The sequence below is a fragment of the Streptomyces sp. NPDC096339 genome (assembly GCF_044762985.1).
Classification (GTDB): Bacteria; Actinomycetota; Actinomycetes; order Streptomycetales; family Streptomycetaceae; genus Streptomyces.
This window is the reverse complement of record NZ_JBIWFI010000016.1, coordinates 59,992-72,498: the sequence shown is the minus strand read 5'-3', so window position 1 is coordinate 72,498 and position 12,507 is coordinate 59,992. Positions and strand designations below refer to the sequence as shown.

Here is a 12,507-nt window from a genome sequence, read left to right as displayed (position 1 = left end):
CAGCGATGAACAAACGAAGCACCACCTTCACGATCGTGCGGGCGCTCCTCGCCCTCGTCACGCTCGCCGTTCTCGTGGCCGGCGTGCCGTACGCGCTCCTCGCCGTCGGAGTGCTGCCCGATCACCTGCCGAGCCTGGACGAGGTCGTTACGGCCCTGACCAGCCCCGACAGCGGGTCCCTGTTCCTCGGGGCGATCACGCTGATCGGCTGGTACGGGTGGATCACGTTCGTCATCTCCGTGGTCCTGGAGACGGGCGCGGCCCTGCGGCACCGCAGCGCGCCGCGCATCCGGCTCCTCGGCGGCTCCCAGCAGCTCGCGGGCGCCCTGGTGGGCGGCATCCTCATCCTGCTGCCGACCGGGACCGCGTTCGCCTCGACCGTACCCGCGACCGCGGCGCCCGTGGCCGCCGTCGCCTCGGTCACCCCGAACACGGCGACCTCCGCCACCTCCGTCAAGGCCGGCACCACGTACGACGGGCCGGTGCACCACGTCGTGAGGGGCGACTCCCTGTGGGACATCGCCGAGAAGAGGCTCGGCGGCGGGATCGAATGGCACCGCATCATCGAGGTCAACCAGGGCATCCCCCAGCCGGACGGCACCCTCATCACCGCCGACACCACCGTGTTGCAGCCGGGCTGGATCCTGCGGCTCCCCGCGAACGCCACAGCTGCCGACACCGGCGCAACCGGCTCCCAGCAGGGGGCCACGGCTCCGGCCGACGCCGCGCCGGCGGCCACCACCACCCATAAGGTGCTGCCCGGCGAGACCCTGTCGTCTATCGCCGAGGTCGAGCTCGGTGACGATGCGGACTATCCCGCGATCGTCGAACTCAACGAAGGCGTACGGCAGTCGGACGGACGGACCTTCACCGACCCCGACGACATCCACCCCGGCTGGCAACTGAAGCTCCCCGCCCCCCACGACGGAAGCGCCGCACCGACCGCGGACACCCCGGCTCCTCCGCCCGTGCAGCAGCCCGCGCCGGAGCAGGACCACGGCGGCGGCCAGCCGGGCGGCGGGGAGACGGGCAGCGGAGAGACGGGCGCCGGCCAGCACGACGGGCCCAAGGGCGACGGGGACGGCAAGGGTGACGGCGGACAGCCGACCGCCCTTCCTCAGACCCCCTCCGAGCAGCCGTCCGCGCAAGCGCCGGCACCCCAGCAGCCCCCGGCAGCTCAGCAGACGCCAGCGCCCCAGCAGACGCCGGAGAATCCGTCCACCGGCACACCCACCGACCAGGCGCCGGTCCCGGCCCCGCAGGAGACGTCCGACACCGGCGATCAGACGGTGAAGACGGTCGCCGCGGCCGGGAGCATCCTGGCCGCAGCGGTACTGGCCGTCATCGCCACCAGGCGGGCACGTCAGCAGCGCAGACGCCGTCCCAAGCGGCGCATCCCCATGCCCTCGGGGGCCGAAGCGGACTTCGAGACGCAGCTGCGGGTGGCTTCCGACATCACCGGCACCGCGCTGGCCGACCGCGTCCTGCGCACTCTGGCCTTCAACTGCCGAGCGATGGGCCGCCCGTTGCCGGAGATCGAGGCCATGCGCATCACCCCGCGCGGCGTGGAGCTGCACCTGGCCGCCGCCACCCCGCCCGTCGCTCCGTTCGCCGAACGGGAGGGCAACCCGGGGGTGTGGTGGTGCCCGGTGGCCGGCGCCTCCCTGCGCTCCGAGGGCGAGGTCGCCGAACTCAACCCGCCCTACCCGGCTCTGGTCAGCCTCGGCGAGACCGAGGACGGCGACGCGGTGCTGGTCGACCTGGAGACCGTCGGCCTGCTCCGCCTGGCCGGAAGCCCGGCCGATGTCCGCGGCGTCATGCTAGCGCTCGCCGTGGAACTGGCGTCCTCCCGGCTGGCGCCCACCACGCAGATCGTGCTGGCCGGTTCCGGAAGCGACCTGCAAGCCCTCTACCCCGACCAGATCGACCACCACACGGACCTGGACGTGGCGGCAGCCGAACTCCAGGCCCACGACGCCTTCCAGCGCGCCGCCCTCGACGACGGCAGTCACGACCACCTGCGCTCCGCACGGCTGAGCGAGCAGGCGTCCGGGGACTCCTGGGTCCCCCGCATCCTCATCTCCACCGCCCCCCTGTCCGGCCAGGCGGCCGACGTACTCGAAGACGTGCTGGCCTCCCGCCCGCGAACCTCGGTCGCGGTCGTCACGGCGGCCGCCGGCGAACTCGACCTGCACGGCTCCTGGACCCTGCCCGCCCACCCCGACGGTCTGGTCGATCTGCCCGGCCTGGACCTGTCGGTCAAGCTGCAGTACCTCGACGAGACCGCCTACGGGCGGCTCGTCACGCTCCTTTCCACCTCCAGCCGCACCGACGACGTGCCGCCGCCTCCGTGGACCGGGCACACCGGCCCGCTGGACCACAACGGTCCCCGCGGCTCGGTCGCCGCCTCCGCGCCGGAAGAGTCCGCCCTCTCTCCCGAGACCACCGCGGGACCGATGGCCGCTGTGGCTCCGACGCCGCCTCCGGCTTGGGCTCCGGCTCCGGCTCCGGGAGGAGATCTGGCAACCGCGCTTCCCGACTTCTCGTTCCCCACACCCGCGTTTACACCCTCCACGAGCACCGAGGAGGACACCAGCGGGCTGGCTCCCGACGTCGCCGGTTCCTTCGCGCAGCCGCCCGTCGAGGCGGCGGAGGAAGCCGCGTTGGCGTCCTTCGACGCGACGGAGCCCTTCGACGTGATGGAACCCTTCGACGCGATGGAGCCGTTCGACCTGGACGGCGAGGACGAGGACGCCGACGCCGACGCCGACGCCGACTCGACGGTGCGCCGCGACGACGCCTCCGGCCACGTCCTGTTCGAGGAGGAACCCGAGGAGGAGTCCGCCTCCGCGCTGGGCGCCGGGGTGTGGGGGGATCCCGAGTCCGCCGAATTCGACGACGTGCTGAACGAGGTCCTGACCGAGCGCGCCGACGACGAAGACCCGTACGCCTGGGAGGACAGCGACTCCGACTCCGACTCCGACGGAGATCCTGACCTTGCCGAGGAGGCGGACTCCGGGCTGTCCCCGGCTGCACTCGGCCGCAGCGACACGCCGGGGACGGAACCAGCGGAGCGGCGGATCGCGCCCCGGCCGAGCGCCGCCACCTCCACGGTCCTGGCGGCGCTCTCCACGCCCCCCAACGTTCCGGGCACGCCTCAGGTACAGGTCCTCGGCCCGGTCGACCTCGTGGGCACACTCGGCCGGGTGGAGAGTAATCGCGCCAACTCGCTGAAGGAGATCGCCGCGTGGCTGGTGCTCCACCCCGGGCTGAGCCGCCAGGACCTCGACGACGCGATCTGGCCCGGTATCCGCACCCGGTCGGACTCCCGCAACTCGGCCATCAGCAAGCTCCGGGTTTGGCTGGGCCGAGACCCGCTCCTCCCTGCCAGTGACCCGCACACCTACTACCTGCCCCACATCCGCAACGGGGTGTACTCCTTCAACGACCAAGTCACCTCCGACTGGGATCAGTTCAAGGAGCTGTACCGGCAGGGCATGCACAACGACGGGCAGGACGCCGACAACGCACTGGCTCAGGCACTCGCCCTGGTCCGGGGAAGGCCCTTCTCCGACGTCGACCCGTCCAAGTACATCTGGGCCGAAGCCGACATCCAGGAGATGATCAGCGCCATCGTCGACGTCGCACACGAGCTCGCCGAGCGGCGTCGTCACGTGCGTGACTACCGCGCCGCGGCCCAGGCCGTCACCAAGGGCATGCTCGTCGACAGCCAGTCGGAGCTCCTGTACCGCGACCTGTTCACCATCTGTCACGAGTTGGGCGACCACGAAGGTCTGCAACGTGCCGCCCACCAACTGGCCCGTATCAACGCCGAAGAGGGTTGCGACTCCTCGCCCGAGACCTTGGGCCTGCTGCGCACCCTCCTGAAGGGCGAACGCCCCCAGCCCACGCTTGGATCCGCCGTCTCATGAACCGCATTCCCCCCTGTCCCGGTCCGGCTCGGCACGCCCAGGAAGGGGGCCGGTGATGGACCTGTCGAAGTGGGCAGTGCCTGCCGGCCTCGCGGTGGCGGGGATCGGCGCCGTCGTCGCCACGGGCATGGTGATCGGCCAGCGGCGCCGCCGCAGCGAGCAGGGCGCCACGGCCGAGGAACGCACCCAGCTCGCGCTCCAGCGCCGCCACTCCTTGCAGCGCCGCCTGGCCGTGATCGCCCTCGCGGTGGGCTGCCTGATGATGTTCGTCCTCGCGGGCATCGCCGCATGGCTCAGCTTCGGAGCGCAGCGAGAGTACGCCCACACCCACAACGGCGGGAACTGGGACGCGGCCACCGCGTTCGCGATGCTGCTGGACGCCGGCGCGCTGAGCCTCAGCCTGATCCGGTTCTTCGAGGCCCTGACCCTGCGTTCTTCCGCGCTCACCCGGATCCTGCTGTTCGGATTCGTCGCCACGTCGGCGCAGATGAACCTCCTGCACGCCCCCGAGTCGGGCCCCGGAGGAGCCTTCCTCGCCGTGGTCCCGCCGCTGGTCTACGCGGTGCTGCTCGAGATGCTGCTCTTCAAGATCGAGCAGGTCATCATGGGCCGGCAGAAACGGCGCAAAGCCGACCGGGAACGGGCCTACAGCCTGCTGCTCTGGCTGCCCTGGCCCATCGGCTCTCCTGTACGGATGTGGAGGGCGTGGCGCGCCGAGCTCCTCGCAACAATCGACAACGTACGCGTCGTCGGCTCCCTTCGTGCCCTCCCGGAGGCGGCCACACCCCTCGCAGCGGTAGCCGGTGTGGCGCGGGAGAAGGCCGACCCCGCGCAGCGCCCGGCCGCCGTCGGATCCGTCCCGAAGCAGGCAGTGGGCACGGACGAGAAGGGTGCGGCGGCGAGTTCCGCGCACCCTGGGTCCCGGCCGCCCGCCACGGATGCCACCCGACCGAAGGCGGCCCGCGTCCCGGCCCGCGTACCCGCCCCCACGCCGGTGCCGGTGCCGGTGCCCGCTGAGCCTGTCGCCAGACCAGCCGGATCCGGTAGGCCCGCAGGCGGGAAGGGAGAGCGCGCGGTCGTGCCGCCCGTGGCCGACCAACCCCCGGGTGGATCCGAGGCCGCGACGGAAGGGGAAGCGGTTCCGGTGGATGTCGAAGAGCCCGAGGTTCTCGCAGGGGAAGCCCAGCAGGGCACCGGAGGCGACGGCGCGGCTGCTCGGGACGAGGCCGTGGTGGAACCCTCGGCTGACAGCGCGTCGCCTGACAGCCAGGCACGGTCCAACGACGGTGACACATCGGCAGACGGCAGTGTCGAGCACGGGGAGCCCGACACTCGCTACGACCAGTTGGCACCCGGGACAGGCGGCCATGAGGTTCATGAGCAGTCCCGCCGGCACATCGACCTGTCCTCCCTGCCCAAGAACGAGGGACCGCGCCAGCTCGCCGAACGGATCTACGTGGCCCACCACATCGCGGGGCTGCCTCTGAACAAGGCCGACCTGGCCACCTGGGCCGGCTACAAGAACCCGAACTCAGGCAGCAACGAGTACAGGCGGCTGGAGAAGCGGTACGGGCCGATCCTGGAAAAGGAGGGCGCGGCATACCTCGACCTGGACTGGTCCAGCCTCGACCAGTACACCGAACGCATCACCGCCCAGTCGGCGGCCTGACCCTCTCGGCCTGCCCCGCTCCTCGAGGAGACATAGTGTCGGCCGGGGCGGGGTGGCCTCTGTCGACACACGAGGCCCGGGAAAGGCGAGCTGGCTCACGAGCTGGCCTGGAGCGCCATGCCCAGCGTGCAGTCACCGAGCGTCAAGCCGTTGCCGGTCAGCCAGCCGAGGAAGTTGGCCGCTGCGGTGACGTGGCGGCGGATGTTCAGGGCTTGGAGATGGGTGGTGTGTTCCTTGCCGAGGCGTCGTCGGAGTCGCCGCAGGTGATGCCAGCTTGCGTATCCGTGCAGGATCCGGCGTTCGGTGGTGTCCGTGCGGGCCTGGACTCTCGCGGTGATCCAGCTCTCCAGGGCGATGAGGCGTTCGTCGCGGGCCGTCAGGGCTCCGATGGCGACCATGCCGCTGTGGAGATGTGCGAGAACCTTGCCCGCGGGCAGCTCGTCGAGCGTTTCGTGGGTAACGGGTCGTTCGTCGCGGCCGATCTGCCGGAGCAGGGTGCTGACCTTCGAGCCGGATAGCCAGAACATGGTGCTGGTGGGGCGTTCAGCTCCGGACAACGCCTCGTAGAGAGGGACGAGGTCCTCCCGGATCGTGCCGGTGTCGCCGCCAAGGAGGTCGCGTACCAACTGGTCGAGGGCGCATCGCTGGCAGGGGCGGGTGCCGAGCTGCCACGTGGTGCGGCAGACCGGGCAGCGGCCCCAGAAGTCCGGATCCGGGTTGGTGTACTTCGCGCACAAAGGCGCGTCCCAGGGTGCCGCCGCGGTCGTGGTCGACGGTGCCGCAGCTGCTGCAGGGCGTCCACCGCAGCTGGCACCGGTTGCACCAGAGTTCGCCCGTGACTCGGGAAACCTCACAGACCGCTATCCGTCCACGGATGCCGCACTGGGTGGCGGTCCTTGGCCGGCAGGTGGCGCAACGGGGTCCGTCGGGAAGGCGGACGGCGACTTTCTGGCGGCGCCCGCAGCCGCGGCATTCCTCCAGGTTGACGGGGTCACTGACGAGGCGGTCGGGGCAGAGCGGGTGTCCCTCGGCATCCCGGGCGGCGGGCTCGCGGACGGCTCCACAGCGGATGCAGGGCACGGCCGAGTTGCGGGCGAAGCAGTTGCGGCAGACCCGTTTGCCGTCCAGCAGCTTCGACAGTGCCTTAACCTCCTGTCAGCGGAAGCAGGCAGGATTGACCACCGTCGTGGCCCCGGCTTGGACGAGTTCGCTGATGAACCGCAGGATGGCGGGGGTCGGGGCTTCGTAGCCGGCACCGGTCAGCAGGTCGGGCTGGGCGATGACTGCCCAGGCCAGACGTCGCCGGCCAGCCGTTCGGACGGTGGCGCGTTCGAGGGCTGATCGAACAGCGTCGGCGGTCAGCACAGGATCGACGGTGGTGACGAGTCTGGTGAGTTCGGCGAGTGGATCGCCGGTTGTGTCCGGGCACTTCGCGCAACGAGGGTCGCCGTGGCGGTCCCGGCTGACGACGCGCCGCTGCTGGCGGCAGCCCGAGCAGACGGCTGGCTTGTCGAAGCAGGGCGAGCAACCCCAGGGTCGCGTTGTCAGCGGGTGGTGAGATTGTGCCTCCGTGAGTGAACTGGTTGAGCATGTCGATGAGTGCGACCGTGTGTTGGGTGTCGTCGAGCGAGGCGAGGCGGAGCGTGAAGGCTGGCCGCATCGCATCGCAACGACGATCTGCCGTGATCGAACGGGACGGATCTTGGTGCTGCGGCGGTCCGAGACGCATCCCCGGTTTCCGGGCTACTACGACGTGATGGTCGGCGGCGCCGTGGACGTGGGCGAGTCGTATGAGGAAGCAGCGGCCCGGGAGCTGTCCGAAGAGCTGGGTGTTCGTGTGCCGGTGCACTTCCTGTTCAAGTTCCTTTGCCGGAAAGGGATTAGCCCCATCTGGCTCGGGGTGCATGAGGCCGTCGTGCCGGAGGCACTGATCCCGGACTCAGGTGAGATCGGCTGGCAGGACTGGATGACAGTGGCCGAGCTGCGCGAAGTCGTTGATGAATGGCGCTTCGTTCCGGGAGGGCGGGAAGCTCTGCGTCAATACCTGGAGTCCGGATTCGGAAACGGTGCGAGGGAGCCGGCAGCCGAGTGATCGGCAGCAGCCACCCCTTGTGCGCCACAACAGCGGCAGCAACAGGTCGCTCAGACTCATCGGCCCCAGACACCACAGCCTCCTCATTCAACGGACTCGGAGATACGCATGGACGTCCGCGATCGCCAGGTCGTACCGTTCTCTATTCCGACGTTGCGTAGCCCTCCCTGCCGCCGGGATCACGGTCCCCGCCAGCGGCAATCCGCCGCCAGGGACTGCCTCTGCTGGGGGAATCTGGGGGGAATGAGGCCTCGTTAGGGGGCGACGGGGGGGGGAAGCGGCCGCATAAATGGGCAGCAGGGTGAAAGACTCAGAAAGGTCGATCGCTGCGGGTCAGACCCTCCTGCGTAGGCAATTTCCGCAGGTCAGCGGTGTGTGGGTGACGACTTCAAGAAGATCTCCTCGTGGGCCGCCATCTTGTTTGCACCCACGTTGGTGGGAACGATCTACGGCATGAACTTCGAGGTCATGCCGGAACTCCACTGGGCGGCCGGCTACCCCTTCGCAATCCTACTGATGGCCGTGGTCTGCGTCAGCCTGTACGTCATCTTCAAGAAGCGCGACTGGCTGTAGCCGGCGGGGTGACCATGTCGGTGCCGGACCGCCATCCTCTTAACGCCGATGCTCCTCAACCCACTGAGCCAGAACGGCTTCCTCGGGATGAGTGGTGACACGGAGCTTGACCCAGGCAGCGTTCCTGTCGACGCCCGTCAAACGGGCAAGCCGTCTGGCCTGCCACGAGGTGATCGGGGACCAGATCCATCGACGTCGGGTAAGCCCGTTGGGTTCCAAGCCACCAGTGGTGGCCGTCGTCCCGGCGATCGCGATCCAATAGGCGTGATGGCGGCGAGCACTGACAGTGTCTGGGTGGTCCTGGCCCAGGATCCTGGAGCGGTCCACTACGACAGCAAGCAGGAGGTCACGAGCGATTCCCGCATCACCGGCCTCGCCCGTCCAACAGGCTTGGCCATGCCGGGCGGTAAGGGTGCTGGGGTGCTCCGGGCCCAAGACCCGGGTGTAGTCGGCTACGACGTCACCGAGCAGACTCCGAGCAGTTCCTGCGTCACCAGCCTCGCCCGTCCGATTGGCGTGGTCCTGGCGAGCGATCAGCGTGGCCGGATCATCGGGACCCAAGACACGGGAGCGACAGGCGATCACATCGACGAGAAGGTCCCGGGCATCGCTCGCATCGCCGGCCTCGCCCGTCCAATAGGCATGGTGATGGCGGGATGTAAGGGTGGCAGAGTCATTGGGACCGAGGATTCGTGAGCGATCGGCGACGATATCGACAAGGAGGTCCCTGGCAACCGCTGCATCACCTACCTCCCCTACCCAATCGGCATGATGATGGCGGGCGGCAAGAGTGTCCGAGTGCTCGGAACCCAGGACTCGGGAGCGATCAGCGATCAAATCGGCGAGCAGGTCCCGGGCGGCTCCTGCGTTACCAGTCTCGCCCGTCTGGTTGGCATGGTGCTGGCGAGCGGTCAGGGTGGTCGGGTCATCGGGACCCAGGACTCGGGTGCAGTCGGCCACCACGTCGGCGAGCAGATCCCAGGCAGTTCCTGTCTCACCAGCCTCCCCAGTCCGAACGGCATGGTGGTCGCGAGCGCTGAGAGTGCCGGGGTTGTCGGGACCCAGGACTCGGGTGCAGTCGGCCACCACGTCGGCGAGCAGATCCCGGGCAGTCCCTGCCTCACCAGCCTCCCCAGTCCAGTAGGCGTGGTGATGACGAGCGGTCAGGGTGGTCAGGTCATCAGGACCCAGGACTCGGGTACAGTCGGCCACCACGTCGACGAGCAGATCCCGGGCAGTCCCTGCCTCACCAGCCTCCCCGATCTGGTTGGCACGATGGTGGCGCGCAGTGAGGGAGCCGGGGACATCCGTGTCGTGTGAGACGATCGCCGGACGGCTCGAAGCAACGGCAACGTCATCCTCGTCGGCAAGTTCGTCGGAGATGCGTTCAAGTGTGAGGCCACCACTGTCATTGACGGCTTCAGCCCGGGCGAGCGCAGCATCGATGTCGTCGCCGTCAGAATCCTCGCTTCCTGCCAGCCCCCCGGCAGCCAGTACAGCAGAGTCCGAGATGCGCCCCGCAGGACCTTTGCCGGCGCGCAGCCGATCGAGTTCGCCGGCGAGGCGGTCGATCTTCTCCTGGAGACGGGCAGCTAGTTCCTCAGCCTGACGCTGCTTCTCCCGGGCCCGTCCAAGCTCGCTTTCGGCGCGATGCTGCTGCCCGAGCGCCCTCGCAAGCTTGCGCTCGACGGCTTCGGTTCCCTTGTCCAAGCGATCGCGCTGGTCAGTGAGACGGGTGACTCGCTCTTGGAGACTGCCGATCATCCCATGCAGGACCAATACGAGCTTCTCGGAGTTTGCCGCCGCTTGCCGCAGCTCGTTCTGCTGCTCGAGCGCACGGGTCAGGTGCGCGTACGTCTCAAGATGCTGAGCCTGAGCCGTGGCGACATCCACAAGGTTTCCCACCGCTTCACCCCTGCCACCCAGGCGCTCCGGGCGACGCGGCGGATGAAGCGCGGCCGCCAACAGATCGGCGGCCTCAGCCTGGCGCTTCTCCCGTAACTGGGCCGGCACCGTGGCTGCGATCAGCGCCGTTACGAACCGCCGGGTGGGGATCTTCCCACCCAGGTAGGTGCTGATCACCGACTCTGCATTGCCGACTTCCGGAGCGAGCATCCTCAGTGTCTTGCCAGACTCATCCACCCGCGCACGCAAGAACAGCGCAAGCTGCCTGGCCTCCACGTTCTCCGGCCTCAGCTCACCCCACTTGCGGCCCGTCTTCTTCCCCGCCACCTGCCCACCCCTGTCCGAGCTGATCCTCGGTTCTGCCACGTTCGGCCCATTCGGAACAACCACCAACTTGTGTGGAATCTACCTGCGATGTTCGGTCCGCACGGTCCGCACAACTCATCTCGCTCTCACGATCTGAACCGCACCGCAACATCGCGGTCCACCCATCAAGGGAGACAGACGCACCTCATGGACATCCTCTCTGCCGCCGCCGACGTGCTCACCATCCTCGCCTCTGTGTTCACTATCGCGATGGGCAGCCGCCACGCTCACTACTCCACTCCCACCGACGACTGCAACGGAGATGAGGGGTGAGCTCGGATCACAACCAAGGCCAGTGGGTCAGCCTCGACGAGCTCGGCGCCACGAACGCCCTGGTGATGCTGCTCCTGGACCGGCTCGCCCGACTGGTCATCGAACGGCGGGGTGGCGCGAGCCCCGGGTTACGGAACTCACCTGACGGGAAGCCGTCTTGGGGCCCGCCTGGATCCGACCTCAGGGGCAGGGAGTGCGGAGGAATGGCGGTACTCGTGCAGGTCCCCTTGCGGGGCGGCGGATACCGCCCGAACGGTGAGGCGTGGTCAGCTGCCGAAGCCGAGACCGAGGCGGTCGAGGGTTCGCAGCCACAGGTCGCGGCGGCCCTCGTTGCGGTCGGCGCGGGCCAGGGAGCGCTGGGTGATGCCGATGCCGAGGGAACGGATGGGGTCGGGTGGGAAGGGCAGCGGCTTGCGGCGTACGAGGTCGAGGGCGGTGCGTTCGGTGTACTCGCCGGCCAGCAGGTCCAACATCACTTCGGCGCCGAAGCGGGTGGCACCGACTCCGAGGCCGGTGAAGCCGGCGGCGTAGGCCACCTTGCCGCGGTGGCTGGTGTCGAAGAAGACGCAGAAGCGGGTGCTGGTGTCGATGGCGCCGCCCCACGCGTGGCTGAAGCGGATGCCCTCCAACTGCGGGAAGGTACGGAAGAAGTGCCGCGCGAGCGTCGCGTACGTCTCGGGGCGCCGGTCGTGATCGGGACTGACACGGCGCTGGTGCACCACGTCGTAGCCGCCCCACAGGATGCGGTTGTCGGCGGAGATCCGTACGTAGTGGAAGGAGTTGGCGGGGTCCGCCCAGCCCTGCCGGTTGTGCCAGCCGACCGCGGCGAGCCGGCGCTCGTCGAGCGGCTCGGTCATGAGCGCGTAGTCGTACACGGGGACGGTGTAGAGGCGGTGGCGGCGGACCAGGGAGGGGTACGCGTTGGTGGCGAGCGCGACCCGGCCGGCGGTGACGCGTCCGTAGGGGGTGCGGACGGAGACGACGGCCCCGTGCTCGTCGAGGGAGAGCGCGGGGGTGTGCTCGTGGATGCGGACGCCGAGGTCGAGGCAGGCCCGTTTGAGGCCCCAGGCGAGCCGGGCCGGGTTGACCATGGCGGTGTCGCTCTTGTTCCAGACGGCGCCGAGGAAGGTCGGGGAGTCGATCTCGGCGCGGACCGCGTCGGCGTCGAGGAGGGTGGTGGTGGCGCCGTACCGGGCGGCGGTCTCGGCCTCCTCGGCGAGCCAGGCGACCTGGTGGGGCTCGGTGGCGACGACGAGGGAGCCGGTGCGTTCCCAGTCGCAGTCGATGGAGTGGCGGGCGAAGGTGTCCTCCATGGCTCGGAGGTTCTCGCGGCCGAGGCGTTCGAGGACGCCGATCTCGTCGGGCCAGCGGGCGAGCCCGTTGGCGAGTCCGTGGGTGAGGCTCGACTCGCAGAAGCCCCCGTTGCGGCCGGAGGCGGCGCCGCCGGCCTCGTCGGCCTCGATGAGGACGACATCGGCGGAGGGGTCGCGCTCCTTGGCGACCAGGGCGGTCCACAGGCCGGTGTATCCGCCGCCGACGACCAGCAGGTCGCAGGTGGCGCCGCCGACGAGGGCGGGGGTGGGCCCGGGACGGCGTGGGTCGTCGAGCCAGAACGGGGTCGGATCGGCGTCCCGGAGCGAGAGGAGGGGGTCCATGGCGGCTTCCTTCGGGTGGCGGAGGAGCCCGCGCGAGGGGGC

The 12,507-nt window shown here is 69.5% G+C and carries 8 protein-coding genes and 1 pseudogene; 5 read left to right on the top strand and 4 right to left on the bottom strand.

The genetic code is table 11. From position 1 onward, the window contains the following. Positions 1-5: 5 nt before the first annotated feature. Positions 6-3,932, top strand: a complete 3,927-nt coding sequence (locus tag ACIQ5Y_RS21275) for a LysM peptidoglycan-binding domain-containing protein (protein ID WP_403882439.1) — start codon at positions 6-8, stop codon at positions 3,930-3,932. 55 nt (positions 3,933-3,987) lie between these two features. Beyond that, a complete protein-coding gene (locus ACIQ5Y_RS21270; RefSeq protein ID WP_403882436.1) occupies positions 3,988-5,601 on the top strand; it encodes a DUF2637 domain-containing protein in 1,614 nt (537 codons plus the stop codon). A 95-nt stretch (positions 5,602-5,696) separates the two neighbouring features. On the opposite strand, the gene ACIQ5Y_RS21265 is transcribed toward ACIQ5Y_RS21270, so the two are convergent. Then, positions 5,697-6,338 carry a hypothetical protein gene (locus ACIQ5Y_RS21265; protein WP_403882433.1) on the bottom strand — a complete coding sequence of 214 codons (642 nt, stop codon included), beginning with the start codon at positions 6,336-6,338 and terminating at the stop codon, positions 5,697-5,699. A 418-nt stretch (positions 6,339-6,756) separates the two neighbouring features. Then, the gene (locus tag ACIQ5Y_RS21260; RefSeq protein WP_403882430.1) at positions 6,757-6,966 is read right to left on the bottom strand and encodes a hypothetical protein; all 210 of its coding nucleotides are present in this window, start codon (positions 6,964-6,966) and stop codon (positions 6,757-6,759) included. A 205-nt stretch (positions 6,967-7,171) separates the two neighbouring features. On the opposite strand from ACIQ5Y_RS21260, the gene ACIQ5Y_RS21255 reads away from it, so the two are divergent. Both ACIQ5Y_RS21255 and ACIQ5Y_RS21250 read left to right on the top strand, forming a co-directional pair. Further along, on the top strand, positions 7,172-7,693 hold the full coding sequence (locus tag ACIQ5Y_RS21255; protein ID WP_403882427.1) for an NUDIX hydrolase: 522 nt from the start codon (positions 7,172-7,174) through the stop codon (positions 7,691-7,693). Positions 7,694-8,074: 381 nt separating this feature from the next. Then, positions 8,075-8,266 (top strand): annotated as a pseudogene (locus ACIQ5Y_RS21250) (CorA family divalent cation transporter); the annotation flags it as partial. Positions 8,267-8,305: 39 nt separating this feature from the next. Here the strand turns inward: ACIQ5Y_RS21250 and ACIQ5Y_RS21245 are convergent. Beyond that, positions 8,306-10,498, bottom strand: coding sequence for a tetratricopeptide repeat protein (locus ACIQ5Y_RS21245; RefSeq protein ID WP_403882424.1), 2,193 nt, complete (start codon positions 10,496-10,498; stop codon positions 8,306-8,308). 186 nt (positions 10,499-10,684) lie between these two features. Between ACIQ5Y_RS21245 and ACIQ5Y_RS21240 the strand changes: the two genes are divergently transcribed. After that, complete coding sequence (locus tag ACIQ5Y_RS21240; protein ID WP_403882421.1) at positions 10,685-10,810, top strand: hypothetical protein; 126 nt, start codon at positions 10,685-10,687, stop codon at positions 10,808-10,810. A 266-nt stretch (positions 10,811-11,076) separates the two neighbouring features. Here ACIQ5Y_RS21240 and ACIQ5Y_RS21235 read toward each other — a convergent pair whose 3' ends face one another. Then, complete coding sequence (locus ACIQ5Y_RS21235; protein WP_403882418.1) at positions 11,077-12,465, bottom strand: NAD(P)/FAD-dependent oxidoreductase; 1,389 nt, start codon at positions 12,463-12,465, stop codon at positions 11,077-11,079. Positions 12,466-12,507 lie beyond the last annotated feature (42 nt).

Coding starts and splice junctions, on each gene's coding strand:
- ACIQ5Y_RS21275 (WP_403882439.1), top strand. CDS start 6: ATGAACAAACGAAGCACCACCTTCACGATCGTGCGGGCGCTCCTCGCC.
- ACIQ5Y_RS21235 (WP_403882418.1), bottom strand. CDS start 12,465: ATGGACCCCCTCCTCTCGCTCCGGGACGCCGATCCGACCCCGTTCTGG.
- ACIQ5Y_RS21240 (WP_403882421.1), top strand. CDS start 10,685: ATGGACATCCTCTCTGCCGCCGCCGACGTGCTCACCATCCTCGCCTCT.
- ACIQ5Y_RS21270 (WP_403882436.1), top strand. CDS start 3,988: ATGGACCTGTCGAAGTGGGCAGTGCCTGCCGGCCTCGCGGTGGCGGGG.